Origin of the sequence: Streptomyces sp. NPDC051684, from assembly GCF_044453445.1 — a bacterium.
GTDB lineage: Bacteria > Actinomycetota > Actinomycetes > Streptomycetales > Streptomycetaceae > Streptomyces.
Map to the genome: position 1 here is coordinate 87776 of NZ_JBITCS010000029.1, position 17070 is coordinate 104845.

The 17070-nt window shown below is 69.5% G+C and carries 9 protein-coding genes; 1 reads left to right on the forward strand and 8 read right to left on the reverse strand.

The annotated features are described in order from the left end of the window. Positions 1 to 44: 44 nt before the first annotated feature. The 4 genes from ACIA8D_RS30225 to ACIA8D_RS30240 form a co-directional block, all read right to left on the reverse strand. Positions 45 to 2147 (reverse strand): Mu transposase C-terminal domain-containing protein, encoded by a 2103-nt coding sequence (locus ACIA8D_RS30225; protein WP_399237246.1) that lies wholly within the window; start codon positions 2145 to 2147, stop codon positions 45 to 47. After that, positions 2144 to 2908, reverse strand: a complete 765-nt coding sequence (locus ACIA8D_RS30230; RefSeq protein ID WP_399237248.1) for a TnsA-like heteromeric transposase endonuclease subunit — start codon at positions 2906 to 2908, stop codon at positions 2144 to 2146. Before ACIA8D_RS30230 ends, ACIA8D_RS30225 begins: the two co-directional genes overlap by 4 nt. Positions 2909 to 3063: 155 nt before the next feature. After that, a complete protein-coding gene (locus ACIA8D_RS30235) occupies positions 3064 to 4488 on the reverse strand; it encodes a DNA-binding protein (protein WP_399237250.1) in 1425 nt (474 codons plus the stop codon). Between the two features lie 194 nt (positions 4489 to 4682). After that, positions 4683 to 7085, reverse strand: a complete 2403-nt coding sequence (locus ACIA8D_RS30240; protein WP_399237252.1) for a hypothetical protein — start codon at positions 7083 to 7085, stop codon at positions 4683 to 4685. Between the two features lie 152 nt (positions 7086 to 7237). On the opposite strand from ACIA8D_RS30240, the gene ACIA8D_RS30245 reads away from it, so the two are divergent. After that, positions 7238 to 7978: a TIGR02391 family protein gene (locus ACIA8D_RS30245; RefSeq protein ID WP_399237254.1), complete on the forward strand. Its 741-nt coding sequence runs from the start codon at positions 7238 to 7240 to the stop codon at positions 7976 to 7978. A gap of 108 nt (positions 7979 to 8086) precedes the next feature. Here ACIA8D_RS30245 and ACIA8D_RS30250 read toward each other — a convergent pair whose 3' ends face one another. The 4 genes from ACIA8D_RS30250 to ACIA8D_RS30265 form a co-directional block, all read right to left on the reverse strand. Then, entirely contained in the window at positions 8087 to 11311 is a 3225-nt protein-coding gene (locus tag ACIA8D_RS30250; protein ID WP_399237256.1) for a Helicase associated domain protein, read from the reverse strand. A 70-nt stretch (positions 11312 to 11381) separates the two neighbouring features. Beyond that, complete coding sequence (tpg, locus tag ACIA8D_RS30255; RefSeq protein WP_399237258.1) at positions 11382 to 11942, reverse strand: telomere-protecting terminal protein Tpg; 561 nt, start codon at positions 11940 to 11942, stop codon at positions 11382 to 11384. A gap of 3 nt (positions 11943 to 11945) precedes the next feature. Then, on the reverse strand, positions 11946 to 14036 hold the full coding sequence (gene tap / locus ACIA8D_RS30260; RefSeq protein WP_399237260.1) for a telomere-associated protein Tap: 2091 nt from the start codon (positions 14034 to 14036) through the stop codon (positions 11946 to 11948). A gap of 57 nt (positions 14037 to 14093) precedes the next feature. Then, on the reverse strand, positions 14094 to 16499 hold the full coding sequence (locus ACIA8D_RS30265) for a Helicase associated domain protein (protein ID WP_399237261.1): 2406 nt from the start codon (positions 16497 to 16499) through the stop codon (positions 14094 to 14096). Between the last annotated feature and the right edge of the window lie 571 nt (positions 16500 to 17070).

The window sequence follows — 17070 nt, forward strand, 5'->3', positions numbered from 1 at the left end:
CTCGGCGTCGTGGGGTGTGCTGCTCGCTTCTGGCGGGTTCAAGGTCACCAGTGGCCGGCTTCCTCGTGTGCGTCGTAGAGCCCGAATCCGGTGGCCGGGGCGGGGCTTGAGGCGTCGTCGGGCAGGTCGTCGAGGTCGTCGATGCTGTCGTCCGCGTCGGGGGCCGGGTGTGCCGGGTGGTCGGCGGGTGCTTCGGTGTCGTGGCCTGCCTGCCGGGCTGTGGGGATCGGAGTGCGGGCCATGAGGGTCTGTTCGGTCTGGGTGGCGTGGCCGGCGTGGACGCGGCGCATGAGCTGGTCGAGGGCGTCGGCGAGGTCGGCTTCATGGCTGTCGGCGTCGTGGTGGTTGCTGTGCACGGCGAGGGTGCGGATGTGCTGCCAGGTGCGGTCGTTGAACGGCTGGTGGACGTGGTCGCGGTGGATCCACGGGATTTCGGTGAGTTCTCCGTCGGGCAGCCGAATCCAGATCTGGCGTACGTCGTGGGGGTTGTAGTGGATTTCCCATTTCCCGCCGCGTCCGGCGACGGGGGAGGGCTGGCCGCGGTAGGGGGCCAGGAGGTCGGTGTCGTAGGTGCGGTGGTGGATGCGGATGCCGGCGGCGGTGATGGCCTGCCAGCGCACGGGCAGCAGTTCGAGGTAGTCGCGGCCGGTCAGCGGGACGGGGACGTGTCCGGTGATGGCGACGAGCGCGGCCCACATCTGGTTCGGGGCGAGGGCCTTCTTCGGCATCATCGGGTGGCGCAGGCCTTCGTGGGGCCGGTGGTGGTAGTGCACCAGCCATTCGTCCAGGAGGTCCTGCAGCTGGGCGACGCTGTAGCAGGCCTCTTTCTCGGCGTCGGGGCCGCGGCGGGTGACGTCGGGTCCGGTGTAGCCGGGCAGGTGCTGGCAGAACAGCGCGTTGATCGAACCGAAGGTCCGCTCGACGATGCCTTTGGCGGTGGGGGCGTGGGGCGGCGCGGGCTGGACGCTGATGCCGAGGGTCTCGCAGGCGGCGGTGAACGCGGCGGAGACGAAGACCTTGCCCCGGTCGACGACGATCGTTTCGGGCAGGACGACGGGCCGGGCCGCGGCGCCGGCGAGGCGCTCGTCCAGCGTTGCCAGCCGGTGGTGGGGGAGGGCGCGGGCACGGTCCATGCGCAGGATGTCCGGCCAGGCGGGCCGGGCGGGGTGCGGGACGGCCATCTCCGCCAGCAGCAGGGCCGCGTCCACGGCCTTGGTCGCGCTCGGGCACAGCACGGCGGCCAGGATGGCGCGGGTGGCGACATCGATGGCGATGGTGAGTTCGGGCCGGGCCAGACGGCCGTCGTCGAAGAGGGCCAGGACGTCCAGGCGGGTGGTGTCGACCTGGACCTGCTCGCCGGGCCGCAGCGCCGTGGCGGGGGTGAAGGCCCGCCCCTCGAAGCTCGCCGGCACCTGCCTCACGGGTCCGGTGGGCAGTTCGCCGGGGCGGGCCAGTGAGGTGACCAGACGGTACAGCGTGGCCTGCGACGGCACCGGCACCGCACCAGGGCCGTGCCGGTCGGTGAGGATCTGGTTGATCAGCGGGAACAGGCCGCTGATGGTGCCCTTGGAGCGTCCGCGCCGACGGCGCAGCGCGTCGCGGACGGCGGCGACGACCCGGTCGTCGGCCCGCCCGGTGGGGCTGGCGGCGCGGGTGGTGCGATGGTCGAGCAGCCCCCACAGCCCCTGTTTGCGGTAGGCCAGGCGCATGCGCTGCACCGTGGTGCGCGACACCCGCCCGAAGCCGAGCGCGGTCAACTCCACCGCCTTGGCCTGCTCCCGCTCGGCCAGCGTGTGCGCCTGCGGGTCGTACTGCGGCCGCACGCCCCCTTCGCTGCCGGGGCCGTCGGGCAGGCCGCACTCGACCTCCCGGACATGGCGCTGCCAGGCCAGCGCCTTCTCCCGCGCCGCGGCGGGCGCGGTCTCGAACAGGCCCCACTGCGGGGCCGCCTGGGGCACGTCGGCGCCAATCACGCGGAAGTCCGGGTCGGCGAACAGGTGCCCGGCGAGCACCGACTGGCCGCCGCCGTCCGGGCCGACGAGACGGATGTCCTGCCCCGACAGGGCGACCACCTGCCAGCTCACGCCCCGGAAGCGGACATGGCAGCCGACCTTCACCGCCGGCCGGGCCGGACGCCGCGCGCTCACTTGTCCCCTCCCGTTTTCCCGGGGCCGCTCCAGCCGGGCGGGCCGACAAGAACGCGCTCGTGCAGGGCCGCATCCAGATCGGCCGTCAACTGCCCGTGCCACAGGGCATGGAAGACGACGGGAAGAACCTCGATCGGATCGCCGACCGCTTCGGCACCCGCGATCAGCGGCCGGGGCGTGGCGAACGCCTCCAGGACGGCCGCCGTCAGCCCCGGGCGGCCCGCGTTGCGCGGATGACGGTAACCGGCCAGCCACTTCAGGTTGGCGGCCGGCACGTCATCGAGCGGTTCCAGGCGCCGGTAGGTCCAGCCGATGTGCGCGCAGGCCTGGGCTACCGCGTCCGCGGCGCTGAGGGCGCGCTCGCCGCCGGCGCCCGCATGGCTGGGGCAGTCGGCCAGCAGGGCGGCGCCGTCGCTGTAGCGGGCGAACAGCTGCGGCACCCACGAGCGGACCTGCCCCCGGGGATTGCGCCACAGCAGCCGTACCGGCCGCCCCGCCAGCCCCGTCACCCGCGCATCGCGGTCCAGGACCATCAGCTGGGTACGCATCGCGTTCGACGCCGCCACCACGTGCCGCCCGGTCGTCGCCGACCACCACAGGCCTGGCCCCCAGCGCCGCCCCGGGACCGCCGGGAACGCCGACACCGGCGGCAACTCCTCGAACGCCACGGTCATGGCGGCATCCGCCCACCGCTGCTGGACCGCCTGCCCCACCGGGTCGAGGAACACTGCCTCGAACCCGCTCCCACGATCCTCGGCCACTCGCCCTGCCCGGCCCCCGGGCCGTACTGCTCCTGCGCTGTTCACCTGCGTCAGCCAAGCCGCCGAAGCCCACAGAGGCTGCCACTTTCAGGATTCCTGCCACAAACGAGTGCTCTGTCAGCTAACTACTGACGTCCTGCCCGGCTCTGCCGCACTCAGATGCCGTCCTCCTGCTCGCCTGCCAACAGCATCCCGGCGAGCTCCTGGGCGGGCAGGCCCGCCCACTGGGCCACTTCCTCAAGCGGTACTCCGCCGTTGATTGCCGCCACTGCGGTCCGCTTGCGCGCATGCTCGATCTGACCGGCACTGTGCCCGAGACCGCGCAGCAGTTGCCGGGCGACGTCGGCGGTCGCGCCGCTCTGCACGCCGCGCAGCTGCAGCAGCTGTTCCTGCGTGCTGTCGATGAGATGGCCGATCCGTGTCCGCTGCTCGGGCGGGACCACCGTCCGCCACATCGTCCCCGAGCCCGGCGCCCGTCTTTCCTTGCCGAGCACCCGCAACTGCCCGGCCATGGTGGCCGGCTGATGTTCCTGGCGCACCCACCAGGGATCGTTTGCGTACCCCGGCGGGCCGCCGGCTCCGCGGCGCCGGCTGATGACGCTGCCCATCCAGGCGATCAGCGGACCGCCGTGGTCCGTCGCCGCAGGCGGACCTAGCCACGTGCGCCCCACCCGCTGGCCGAGCCGGTGGCAGAACATGCCGTCGGCGGGCAGCGGCCGCGGCCGCCCTGCACCACTGTCCGTCCACACCAGCTCGGCCATGCGCGGATCCAGCAGCGCGTCGGCGACCGCCACCACCTCGGGGAAGACGACCGCGTCCCGCCCCACGATCCGCCACCGCTCCAGATCGCCCCCGGCATCCCCGCCCGCGACCCGGTGCAGCCGCCGCGGCCAGATCGTCTCCCGCTCCCACTGCAGAGCCTGCTCCCACCACCGGGCCACCACCGCATGCGCCAAGGCGAACACCCGCTCCGGCTCGGCCCCGGCCCGTACCGCCCGCCGCGCCACACCCGTCCACCGCCGCTGCGCCGCGACGACCTCGGGCAGGCCGCGCACGTCGAGGTGTTCCAGCGGCTGGTTGGCGTCCGCGTCCAACAGCCACCGCCCATGCCGCGCGCACACCCGCTCCCACCGCGGCGTGTACCGCACCACCCGCACGGCCGCCCCTGTACGCCGGACCGTGCACAGACGGCAGCCGAAAGCCACCGGCCCGGCGACCTCGCCACCGATGCGCCACAGCCCCACCGGATCGCCGGCCTCGGCGCGGAGCTTGGCACTCTCTTGCGCCCAGGACGGCAACGCCCGCGCCAGGACGTCTTCCTCCACGCCGCACAGGCCTGCCAAGACCTGCCGTCCAGCCGCGTTCAGCAGCACCTCGGTATCGGCCCGCGCGCCCCCGCCCTCGTGCCGGGCCGGGTAGTTGCGCCACTTCCAGCAGGCCCGCAGCACCTTCGCCTCCATCCCGTAGCGGCTGGCGGTGCGGCATATCAGCGACGCCGTTGTCTCTCCGGCGAAGGGCGCGACACGGAAGATCCCGGGCGGGAGACTGCCGCCCGGGACAGCCCCGTCGGTGTTAGCCATGGCGGCTTCATTCCTCGCTCTCTGTTCTTGGCGGATCCGGCTGTCCGCAGCCGCTGCGCCGCAGGTCTGGGTGGGCGCGGCGCTCGGGTCTGTGCTGGAGACCGCGCGGTGGCTGACGCAGATGCAGACGAAAGCCGATGCCCCTGGATCGACGTCGCTTTCTGACCAGCATGTTCCTGGGACACATCGCAGTGTCAGAACAGGTCTCGGACGGGGTCGTATGTGCCGAAGGCGCGGGCGCTGGCGTCCTCGATGAGTGTGCAGAAGGCTTCTTCGTGGTCGTGCAGGGTGCCGGGGGGACGGTTGTTGTCTCTGTTCCAGCGGGGCAGGCCTGAGCCGTCGATGGCGGGCCGGGGGATCGGGGTGAGCCAGTAGTCGCTGGTGATGACGCGGGCGGTGCCGTCGTCGCGGTCATGTGTGAGGGCCTGAGGGCAGTCGTCGCTGCTGTCACCCGCGCCAAGCAGCACGGTGGGGGACTGCAGCGCGTCGGCGATCGAGCGGACCTTGTCCACCTCGCCCTCGGTCAGCTGGCGGCCGTGCCGTTTCACCTCGGCGGGAATGATGGTGCCGTCCGCCATGAGCAGGGCGATGTCGGCCTCACCGATCTGCTGCTTCCCGCGGTAGAACTCGACTCCGGGGTGCGCGCCCACCAGGTAGCCGGGCCGGTTCGCCAGGGCCGCGATCAGCCAGCGCATGATCAAGGCGTGGTAGACGGAATCGTCGTCGATGGACCGTCGCAGGGGTTCGGCCAGGCGGTATCGGAACGTCAGCGACGTCAGGGCGAACGGGTCCACCATGGTGCGGCCGCATCGTGGGCAGCCGGCGTTGCCGGTCTGCTCCACCGGGCGCAGGACTTTGAAGCCGCAGTGATCACAGATGAGCTGGACGACACGCAGGACGAGGCGCCGCTGCAGTGCCCACCGCAGCCAGGCTTCCGCGACCGAGCGTTTCCCGCCCAGCGCTTTGCTGAGGGAGCTGAGATCGAATGCGCCCGAGGTCTCGGCGTCATGGCTGACGTTGATGTCCGCGAGCAGTTCGGAGAACTGCGCCATTGCGGCGTCGGGATCTTCCTGAGCTGCGGCTACCTGCCTGGCCAGACGATCCGCCCGCGCCTTGAACCAGCTCATGGATGTGCTTGCCGCAGTGGAGTACAGCAGTGAGAGCAGGCCGCGATGAGCCAGCCAGCGAACCCCGTGCGCACCGCCAGCGAGTTCGGCCAGCGCGAGGGCGTGCTGTCCGGGGACGGACTCCCGTACCGTCAGGCCGTGTTCACGCGCGGCCGCCTCCAAGAGAGACCACGCCTGCGGCCACTGCACTTCGGCAACGCCCGTCGCTGAAGCACTGACGATCGCGCCGCCTCCGCCGTACGCCGGGTACACGGACCAGCGCCCACCGCGTAGCGGTACCAACGAAGGCAGCGGCTGCCGGTCGACCTCGACCGTGACACGGACCGACTGGTCCGTGTTCACCAGAGCCAGTATCTCCCGGTCGTCCTCGGTCAGTGTCGGCGCCAGCGCGCGGCCGGCGGCGAAGGTCAGCGGCATGCTGGAACTCCGGGCCAGGAGCGCGGGAGTGGCGACCAATACATCGGAAGGGCTGAGGGCGTAAACCGGACGGTGGGGCAGAGCACGCCCCACAGCCTCAAGCTCCTCCTGCGGCAGTGTGGCCGAGGTGAGCACCATCATGGGCGCCGCGCCGGTCACCCAGAACGGCTGACGAGCGACGGTTTCGATCCTCGCTTCCGCTTCGGCGGCGTCCAGTTCCCCAGCCGGGGTACGCGACACCGGCAGGCCGATCGGCACGATGTGGGACCAACCGTGCAGGGCCCGCAGGTTCCACAACAGGGCGGCGTCCGCGACGCTCTTGTGCTCGCAGAGGACGTAGACGTTGCGGCCCAGGTCGCGGGCTGCCGCTCCGGCTTCCTGCAGCCAGTCGTCAACACCGTTGGTGCCCACCCACACGGGACGGGGCGTCAGGGACATCCGGCTCAGTCCCACGGGCGTGACCTGCCGGCACCGCGTCAGCAGGTCATTCACCCCCAAGCTTTCGGGTGTTTGCCGCTCGAGGGTCAAGACATCGGAGAACTGCAGATCATCGCGGGCTTTTGAGTACGCAAGCAGGTCCTCGTCAGGCCGGTGCGGCAAGCGCCCCAGCATGACGCTGTACACCAGCTCCCAGGGATCGTCCGCCGGTGTGTCTGTCACGGTCACCGTACGGAGACTCTCAGCGTCCCGCGCCCCGGCAATCATGAGAACCGGTATTTCTTCGCCCCGCACCGTCGGCAGCCGCATCGCCTCGCCCAGTTCGCGGCATCGCTGCTGCCATGCCCGTGACTCGGTATCAGGGACGACGACCGTAAGGTAGTCGAGCTCGCTGCGCAGCAGCATCGTCCGGTACAAGTCGCTGACGCTACCGTCAGCAGCCACCGGAACAATGAGGTCGCCGACCCCGCCCCACACCTGGCAGGCACGCTCGATCACTCGCAGCAGGCCTGCGTAGTCGTCGTCGCGAATCAGAAAGGCACGTCTAAACGGTCGCACATGGCGGCGCGCCAATACCGTTCCCTGCGTGGCAATCCGGTTCAGAACGTTTTGCATTCCGAGGCCCCCGAAGTCCGTCTGCGTTCCTCAACAGATCATGCCGGGTCCACGGCAGGGTCGCGCCTGGATCCGCAGACACCAGCCAGCGACTGTCAGCTTGACCTGGCGTATAGGACGGCGATGTCAGTGATGTGAGGCAGCATCAGAGCATGACGCAGATGAACAGAGAGTGGGCGATCGAGAAGCTCAAGGGTTTCCTCCACACCGCAGCAGTCGAGTGGGTTGCGCCACCACACGGCATGGTGAGTGCTGGGAGCTTCAAGTTTAAGAATGCTTCGAAGCCAGAGGCGCAGGCTGCTGCGCACATCGCGGAGCAGATCTTGGACCGGGTGATCCCTGACTGGCGAACTGCAGACTGGGAAGAAGCCAAAGGGCAACCGATGTGGCGCCACCGGGAGGCGGCTCACCGCGCGGTCGCCTTCCTGGAGGCAGAACAGGAATTGCAGGAGAATCTCGGCAGTGGCGCGCCCCAGCTCGACGCAGCCACGCTGCACCCATGGGTCTGGGGCAGCGTGCAGGGCCTGTGGAGCAGCGGCCACTTCCGCGAGGCGGTCGGCGCTGCCGCCAGGGCAGTGAATGTGCAATCCCAGGCGAAGCTTGGACGACGAGACGCCTCCGAGGCCAAGCTCCTCTCCGATGCTTTCTCCACCAATCAACCTGCCCCGGGGCACCCCCGCTTGCGTCTCAGCGAGAACGACGGGAGCGACACATTCAGAAACCGCCACGACGGTGCAGGAAACTTCGCAAGGGGTGTCTACTCAGCCATCCGCAACCCCATCGCCCACGAAGAGGATGAGGAACTGGAAGAGAACGAGGCACTGGAGCAGCTGGCCGCCTTCAGTATCTTGGCGAGATGGGTGGACACCGCCGCAGTGGAGAATGCCAGGTGAGAGCCGAACTATGCTCCCCGAGAGCGGCGTTCTCCACGCCAGAGGCGAGCGCCGCTACGCCGACAACCTGACTCCAGCCCCACACGCATCGAGTGCTCTCCGCTTGTGTCACGGAGCAGTAGTGATGCCAGCAGCGGTCAATAGGTGCTGTTGGCCGGGGTGGAGGGTGCTCCATTGGCTGCGTTGGGCGTTGGCCCACTGTTGGAGTGTGTCGGGGAGGGGTTCGTTCCCGCTGATCGTGGTGCGGTATTGCTGCCAGGTGCGGTGCCAGGTGTAAGGCCAGGGTGGGTTCCACCACGGGTCCAGGGCAGTGAGCGCCTCAACAGTGGCGGTGGAGAGGGTGCCGGCGCGTTGTTTGCGGCGTTGCTGTCCCAGCCATATGCCGAGGGGGAAGCCGTCTTGTCGGGTGTGTTTGCCCGAGGTGAGGTGGCCGTGCTGGGCGGCGTAGGCGCGCGCGTGGCCGAGTCCGGGGCTGACGGGGTAGGAGCGTGTGGCCGGGGCGGGGCGTTCGCCTACAGGAGTGTGGGGCGTGATGCCGAGGGCGGTCAGGAGATCCTGCTGGCCGGGGTGGAGACGATCCCAGGACCCCTGCTGGACACGGATCCAGCGGTAAAGGCCTTGAGAGAGGTTCGTGGGCGGTACGCCGTCGGCACCCGTAGCTGCCGTGCACAGGCGGCGGTAGGCCTGCTGCCACGGCAGGGGCCAGGCCGGATTCCACCAAGGATCGATCATGGCCAGGGCTTTGGCCCGGGCAGGAGATAGGCGCCCCTGACGGGCGCGTTGTCGTTGCGAAGCCAGCCACTTCCCCAGCGGGAACCCGTCGAGGACGGTGCTGACGGGCGCGGCGAGGTTGCCGTATTCGGCCGCGTAGGCGCGAGCTTGTGTGAGCGCGGTGTCCACGAGGTCGAGCTCGGCGCGGGAAGCCGGTGGTTGGGCAGCGCGGGCTGTTTCGGCGGTGATGCCGATCTTGGCCAGCAGGCGCTGCTGTTCGGAGTGGAGTGTCCCGTAGTCGGTGCACTGACGCCTCAGCCAGCTGGCCAGCTCCTTTTCAAGGTCCGGAATGCCGGCACTACCACCGCCATCGACTATGGACGAGGACTCTGACCGCTCGCGTACGCGGCTCCAATTGCGTTGCCATTCCAAGGACCAGCTCGGGTTCCACCACGGGTCGAGCGCTGCAAGGAGCGTGCTGACCGGCCAGGTCTCGCCTGTACTGCGATGGTGCTCCCGCGCCTGGTGCCGCTGTTCGCTCAGCCATCGCCCCAGCAAGAACCCCTCAGGACAAGCCTTCAGGGGCGCGGCGAGGTGGCCGTGTGCAGCAGCGTACGTACGCGCGTGAGCCAGCCCGGGGCCCGTACCGCAGAACTGGGCGATGACCTCGTGGGGGCGGGTGGCGGCGGCCTCGGCGGTGATCCCGATCTCCGCCAGCAGACACTGCTGCGACCGATGCAACTGCTGGTAGCCGGTGCACTGCACGGACAGCCACGTGGCCCAGCCGTCACTGCCGTCCGGCCAGCCCCCTTCCGCGGCCCTGTGGCGCCGGTCGCGGGCATGAGCGCGGATCCGGTGCCAGGTGCGCTGCCACGCCAAAGGCCACGGCGGGTTCCACCACACGTCGATCGCGTCGAGCACCTGAAGGTGCGCTGGTTCGTCCTGGCGGCGGGCGAGGACACGCTGGGCATTGAGCCACTTCCCGAGCGGAAACCCCTGGTACGAGACGTTCTTGGTGGCCAGGGCCAGGCATCCGTGTTCGGCGACGAAGGCGCTCGCACAGGCAACAGCCGTATCGATGCTCGTTGTCCGGCTCGTTCGGCGCGGGCGTGCGCTACTGGCGGCCTGGGCCGTGAGGCCGATGTCGGCCAGCAGGCGGCGCTGTTCGGGGTGGAGCGAGCTGTAGTTGGTGCACTGCAGATACAGCCATTCCCCGGTCAGTACGTGGGTGTCGGGGAAGCCGTCGGCGGCGTTGAGGGGGCCGTGGCGCCTGACGTGGTCGCGGGCGCGGTAGTAGGAGCGCTGCCACTTCACCGACCAGGGGATGTTCCACCACGGGTCCACCTCCTTGAGGGCGGCGGCTTTCTCTTCAGGCAGGGTCAGGGCGTGGGTCTGCTGGTTGTGCACCCATTTCCCCAGGGCGAAGGAACCGACTCGGGTGTCGCGTTGGGTGGCGAGGTGGCCGTGCTGGGCGGCGTAGGTGCGCGCGTGGGCCAGGCCGGCGGCGAAGGCCGCCTCGGCGTGCACGCTGTGGCCTCGCAGCCGTTTCTGAGCCGGCCAACCCTCTGCGCCCACGGTCTGCCGACGTTGGTAGCCCGCGAGAACGTCGGCGAGAGGACGGGGCCGGAGCGCCAAGGGGACCTGCCACAGCCGCTGTTCGTCGTCTTCACTGCCGCCCAGGGCACGGATGCACTGGCACGTCCAGGCAAACAGCGGTCCGTGGGTGCAGGCGGCCAGATGCTCAGTGAGCCACGGTCGCCGCAAGCGATCGCCCAGCTCGCTGGGCACGCAGGGCACATCAGCCAACCGGTAGGGGAGGTGACCACCACCGTCAGCAGCGACGCGGAGCCGCCAGACCGGGCTGGCCAGAAGCGTGGCGAGGGAGACGGTCTCGGGGTAGGTGACCAGATCCCGCGCCAGGACCCGCCACCGCTGCACATCCTCCCCCGCGGGCATGGTCGCCTCCAGCCGCATCGGCCACAGGCGCTCCTCGGGCCACTTCTGCGCCCACCACCAGGCGGTGACCGCCTCAGCAACCTCGAACGCCGAACCAGCGACGGGGGAGCGGCGCAGCAGCCTGAGGTGATCCTCCTGCGCTTGGACCACCTCCGGACATCTGGCCAATCCGACGACACGTCCCGCGCTGCCAGGCACGCCCATCAGCCAGCACCGGTGGCGTGCGCAAACGCGCTGGTGCGCCGCCAGGTACACCCGGGCTGGTGCCACGCGACCGGTCCGCGCAGCCACACAGCCCGGGCACGCTGGACCCCAGGCAGCAACTGTCTCCACCCCGTTGCAAAGCCGCGCTGCCGGCTTCTCCTTCGCCGGGCCCAACGGCTCCTCCCGCGTCCAGGCCGGCAACGCACGGCGCAAGTCCCCCTGCGACACACGACACAGCACCGCGACGCGGTCCCGGGCAGCAGCGTTCAAGAACACCTCACCGTCGCCCCGTAGAGCCCCGCTGACGTCCTGCTGGCCATCCACTTCGGTAATCGCCGACAGCAGACTCCGCACTGTCAGGCCGTACCTGTCTGCGACCCGTTGCAGGAACGACAGCGTCATCTCACCCGGCAGGGGAGTCGCTCGAAAGGCGCCTGCGGCCAGCGACAATTCCCCACCCATCCCGCCCGCTTGTGACAGTGATCGTACGTCGACTCGGCAAGCAGATGCCGGGCCTGCGGCCGGCGTCAGGTCAGTAGTCGAGGTCGAGGTAGTCGATGTCGTTGAGGGTGACGTCGGAGAGTCCCATGGCGCGGCTTCCGCCGTCTTGGAAGTAGATCTCCTTGAATCCCTCGGCGATGATCCTTCGCATCTCCCGATCATTGGCGCCAGCGCTGCGGGCGTCGAAGAGGCGCTGTGCGTACTCCTCAGGGAGGCGCACGGTGAGTCGCCTGAAGCGCCCGTCGTCGGTCGAGCCGGCCGACGAGGTGTACCCGAACTGCGCCCGGGTCTCGACCGTGATTCCGCCGCCGGTGGCGGCCGCCTGGCGCTGGCGGCGCTTGCGGACCTGCGGCTGCCAGCGGGACCGCACCGCGTCCTCGATCGCCGCGGCGACGTCGGGGCGCGCGTGCTTGCGGGCGCCGCGGCGGTAGCGGTTGACGGAGTCGGCGGTCACGCCGATCTCTTCGGCGACAGCCTTGGCACTGCCCAACTGCTTGAGCAGGTAGTTGATGCGGCCCTTGAGCGTCTTGGGCGGCTCGCGGGTGAAGCTCTCCCGGTCGGCACGCTCGATCGCGTCGTCGATCTCGCCCATGGTCTACTCCCCGTCCTCGAGGACGGCGTCGCCGCCCTTGATGTGGCGGGCCGGGTTGAGGCCCTGCTCCATCAGGTCGACGGCCCACAGCATCGACTGGACGCCCTCCAGCTTCGCCAGCCCGGGTGTGGGCCCGAGCCGGAAGCCGCCGGGCTGGGGCTTGCCGGACGCCGCGTACGGCAGGAAGTCGAGCGGGCTCTCGCCGGGGCTCGGGTAGACGACGCAGTCGGACAGCACGGCGAGCGGGAACAGCCCGGTCATCCTCGACATGTTCAGCAGCTTGCGGTGCATGTTGACCCGGGCCTTGGAGATCACGGCGGCACGAATGTCGGGACGCCAGGTCGGCCGCTCCAGAGCCGGCCACCGCTCACCCTCCCTGTAGTGCTTGCCTTGCGGGCGCTCGCGCAGCTTGCCGACGCCACCCTTCACGGTCGCCTTGATGGCTGCGAGCACTGCAGCCATCGCCGGGTCGGTCTGCTTGTGCTGCTCCATCGCGGCGAGGAACGACTGGTCGTCCAGGTCCTTGGTGACGCCGAGGTCGGCGAGGGTGTCGACGTAGGCGGTCTTGAGCCGGTCGTGCCACGGGTCCAGGTACGCGCCCCTCTCGCGGCGCAGGTACGCCTCGATCGGAGCCACGTCGCATCCGAGTTCTTGGGCGTAGGCGACGGTGTGGGTCTGGTACCAGGCAGGTCCCGTCGGGCGGGAGCCGTCCGGAGTGAACGGGCTGGGCAGGCGCGGGTCCAGCTCGATGGGGGACAGGTCGACCAGCCACGAGCCAGGAATCTTCGGGTTGAACGTCGGGGCGTGGAAGTGGTCCGGCGCGCTGAGGCCGACGACCAGGCGGGCCGCGGCCGCGAGGAACGCCGTGTTGAGGTCCAGGCCGACCGCGAAGGGCAGCATGCACTCCTCATCGCTGAGCGAGTCCACCGGCCGCACCCACTGATAGGCCTCTTCGTTGAGGAAGCCGCCCGTCCAGCCGGAGTTCACGACGACGGGATGCTCGGCCGTGGCCTCCGGCGGCGCCGGGTCCATCGGCTCCGTATCCAGGGAGCCGGGGTTGTGGCCGGAGATCCAGTTCCCGGTCTGCGGATCGCGCTCCGGCTTCGTCGGCGGCCGCATCGCCGTCATCAGCTCCAGGCCCGACACGGCCGTGGACCCGCGCGGGGTGATAACCCGCTGGGCGTACACGCCCAGGACGCGGGCGATGTCGGCCGGGTGCATCTCGGCAACTCCGGGCCAGGCGCGCTCGTCGAGGGCGTCCCACGACAGGATCGCCAGCTGCACGCACTGCCGCTCGCGGCCCTGGGCCTTGCGGTAGATCCGCGCCCACGGGCCGAACCCACGCTGCGTGAGCTGCCACTTGGCCTTTGCCACCTGCTTCACGACCGGGTGGTCCTCGGGCAGCCGCAGGGAACGGCGCTGCTCGTGCCCCTCCAGGCGCTCCGGCAGTCCCAGCTTCACGGCCGCGGCCGCGGTGAGCACGACCAGCGGATCGGAGTCCTTGCCGTAACGGTTGAGCTTCGCCGCACCGAGGCCGGACTCGCGCAGCGTCCACTCCACGAGCTCCACGACCGTGGTGGCGGGGCAGTCGAGGACGATGCCGTCGACGCCGTACGCGGAGCCGTCACCGTCGAGGACAGTGAGCGGACCGTGCGGGAACCGCGGATCGACGGCGGGCTGAGCTGTTTTCCTCGCGACCGGACGATGCGATGCCGCAGCTGGCCGAGCGGCGGGACGTGCAGGAACGGCGGCAACCTGCGTGGCGTCCGCCAACTCCGCCTCACACGCGACCGGTTCACTCGACGCCACCGCCGGTGTCGTTGCGGCAACCGAGCCTGCACCGTATGCGGAATGCTTCGCCGCCCACCCGTCCAGCAGCCGCTGGTAGGCGTCCAGACGTGGCGACTTCGGCTCCGAGCGGCCGTTCTCCCAGTTCTTCACCGACTGGGTCGTCGTCTTCAACGCGGTGGCGAGGCGAGCCTGCGTTATCCCGGCGGCCTCACGCAGCCGGGCACGCTCCGCCGGAGGCGGGAGATGCGGCTCCTCCTCCAGCAACGCATCGACGTTCGCGAACAGCTCTTCCTCAGATGCCATAACCTGCACCTTCATGCCAGGAATCGAAGCGGCTTAACCATAAACTTACCCCAACACTTAACCCTTCCGTGCCCACTTCAACCCCAGCGCTTCGAGCGCCGCGAGCTGGCCGGCGCCGAGCTTGGCGCGTCGGCTCTTCTGGTTCATGACCCAGACCCCAAGCCTGATCTCGTGCTCCTGGCCGTCGACGACGATCGCCTCTACGTGACCCCTGGGTACCGTCACAGAGCCCGTGCGCGCCGTGTACTGAGCCAGGGCCAGAGCGCCCTTCTCGAAGGCGCCAGAGGGGGCCCTGGGCGCCTTAGCAGGCGCGGTCTGCTGAGGCACCACCGGCGCGATGCCGAGCTGCTCCAGACGCTCACGCTGCCCGTCTGCCAGGGCCTGCCAGACCTCCGGCTTGCGCTGCTGGGCCAGCCACTTCCCGATGTCCATGCCGTGGACCGTGACGCCGGGCAATACCTCGGCCTGGCCCTCCTCGTCGCGGACCAGCTCGCGCAGAGCGGCGTAGTGCCGCTGCCACGCCGCAGGCCATGGCGGGTTCCAGTCCTCGTCGATCTCCCTCAGCGCGGTCTCCCACTCCGGATGACCCTCCAGCGCGCCCGCGCGGCGGAGGTTGCTCAACCACTGCCCTACCGGCCTGTCCAGGGCCACGGCGGACCTCGGAGCACAGAGGGTCCAGTGGTCCGCGTAGTACGCCTTCACGGCCTCCAGGTTCTCTTGAAAGCGTCCATCAGCAATGCTCCACACCATGCCGAGCCTCTCCAGGCGCTGGGCGCGCTGGCCGGTCATCTGCCCGGCTGCGTAGGCGCGTCGTTGTTCCGCCACCCACTGCCCAAGCGGTGTCGCGCCCTCGCGGTGTCCGTAGGGCACCCTGGCGTTCCCAACCCGCTCGACGTACGTCTTCAACTTCGCCCAGCCGCGGGCCCAGTCCTGGCGTTCGGTGTCGATCACGTTGAAGGAGACCCACTCCGCGACCATCACCGGATCACATGGTGCCGCGAAACGGAGCAGCAGACGAGTTTCCTCCCCGGAATCTTCCTCTTCCTCGTCACCGATATGAACAGAAGGGGCCACGATCTCCTTCTGTGGCTCCTGCGGAATGGCCAGCAGTTCCACGGCCTCTTCATCGTGGGCCCTAAGCCCCTGCAATACCTTGACCAACGGCCGGTACGAGCCGGAGGTGAACATGTCCTCCGGCTGCTCACCTGGCGAGAGGAACACCGGCACGATCAGCGACGCCAGCTTCTTCTCGCCGGGCTTCTGCCGCAGCGCCCGTCCGATCGCCTGGACGATGTCGTGCGGCGCGCCCTTCGGATCGAGGAGGGCCACGCAGTCCACGCTTCTGATGTCGACGCCCTCGCCCAGAACCTTGCAGTTGGAGAGCACGGCCCGCCGCGCGGTGGTGCCGAACGAGCCGAGGACTCTCCGTCGTTCCTCGGGGACGTGGTCCCCGCACAGCCAGTCGGCCCAGATCTTCGCCGGATACGTCTCCGGCTGGTCCGCGTGCAGCCTGTTTGCGACCTTGCCCAGACCCTTCGCGTACGCCTCGGCCTCCATCGTGCGGTGATGGAAGGTGATGCAGGTGTTCAAGTCGTTCTGCGCCATCGTGTGCAACAGCGCCGCCTGCAGGGCCCCGAGGCGCTGCCCGCGCACCTCCTCGCCATGCCGGTCCTCACCCATCAGCCGCTCCGGGGTGACCTGAGGGTCCCGCAGCTCCAGCACGATGATCTGGTAGCGAGCCAGCAACCCCCGGGAGACCGCCGAGGCCAGCGTCAGCTTGTACAGCACCGGCCCGAACACGGTCTCATCGTCCATGGAGGCCGCCATCTCCTCGGGGAGCGGATCCCGAACCCCCTCCGACACCTCCCAACTCGGCGGCCGCTCCTGCCAGATGCGCGGCGTCGCCGTCATATACAGCCGGCGCCGCGCCGGAATCACCGCCTGATCGTGGATCGCGGCCCACGCCTTGCCCATCGACCCCGAGGTGCGGTGCGCCTCGTCGACCACAGCCAGGTCGAGCGGGGCGAGTTGCTGGCCGTAGAGGCCCTCGAAGGCCTCCGCCAGCACACCGAGCGAGGCGTACGTCGCGTAGAGGGTGACCGGTCCCGTACCGTGCCACAGCGCCAGCTGCACCGGGTTCGTGGTGCCCCGCACACCCAGGTCCCACAACTCCGGGTCATCCAGCGGCCCGCACACCGCGACCGCCGGCCCCTTGTGCCCCACTGCGGCCCACGCCTTGATCGTCTGGGCCAGGAGATCGAGCGTCGGGACAAGCACCAGGACGCGACCCTTGGGCACAAGCCGGTGGGCCGCCGCGGCGGCAATGATGGTCTTTCCGGTCCCGCACGCCGCGTGGACCTGCCCGCGCAAGCCGTCCGCGGGAATTCCTCCCGGCGGGATATCGAGGCCGCGTACGATGGCGGCAACCGCTTCTATCTGATGGTCTCGCAGCTTGACGGCCATTTCCCGGACTCTCCTTTTCGCAGAACCGACGCGAAATCTGAAAGGGATTTCCCCGATCCGTACTAGCAGCTCGGGGTGTGGTGTCTGACCCTAGACTCTACACAGTGCATCACTACGATGCATCAGCCTCGACTGAAGATGTGCACTACTGGGTAGCATATTGCCGAATAGCGCCCGCAGAGACGCTTCACCGTATACACTATCCGAGTGCTCCAGGAACTCTGTAACGGTGCTACACGAACCGGGGGAGAGGAGCGGGTGGAGCGCAGCGGAACCCGTCACTGCAGGGGTCGGCACCCTTTGAACCTGATGACTCGTCAAGCCTCGTGCCCGGGCACTGGCTGGGAACCCCAAACCCTACACAGATCCGCACGTGATGCACCTGTTCCTGTAGCCAGCCTTCAGTGATCGCGCTTGCGCGATCACCCACTATTCGCGCTTGCGCGAATAGTGCCGCTTACAGAATTCCGCTTGCGGAATTCATTCCCGCGCTTGCGCGGGAATCCGCGGTGCGCTTGCGCACCGCGCCGTTCTATGCTCCGGCTTGCCGGAGCATTACCCGCTCCGCGGG

Excerpts from the sequence above, each read along its gene's own strand:
- ACIA8D_RS30235 (WP_399237250.1), bottom strand. The coding sequence starts at position 4,488 with ATGGCTAACACCGACGGGGCTGTCCCGGGCGGCAGTCTCCCGCCCGGG.
- ACIA8D_RS30240 (WP_399237252.1), bottom strand. The coding sequence starts at position 7,085 with ATGCAAAACGTTCTGAACCGGATTGCCACGCAGGGAACGGTATTGGCG.
- ACIA8D_RS30245 (WP_399237254.1), top strand. The coding sequence starts at position 7,238 with ATGACGCAGATGAACAGAGAGTGGGCGATCGAGAAGCTCAAGGGTTTC.
- ACIA8D_RS30250 (WP_399237256.1), bottom strand. The coding sequence starts at position 11,311 with ATGGGTGGGGAATTGTCGCTGGCCGCAGGCGCCTTTCGAGCGACTCCC.
- tpg (WP_399237258.1), bottom strand. The coding sequence starts at position 11,942 with ATGGGCGAGATCGACGACGCGATCGAGCGTGCCGACCGGGAGAGCTTC.
- tap (WP_399237260.1), bottom strand. The coding sequence starts at position 14,036 with ATGGCATCTGAGGAAGAGCTGTTCGCGAACGTCGATGCGTTGCTGGAG.
- ACIA8D_RS30265 (WP_399237261.1), bottom strand. The coding sequence starts at position 16,499 with ATGGCCGTCAAGCTGCGAGACCATCAGATAGAAGCGGTTGCCGCCATC.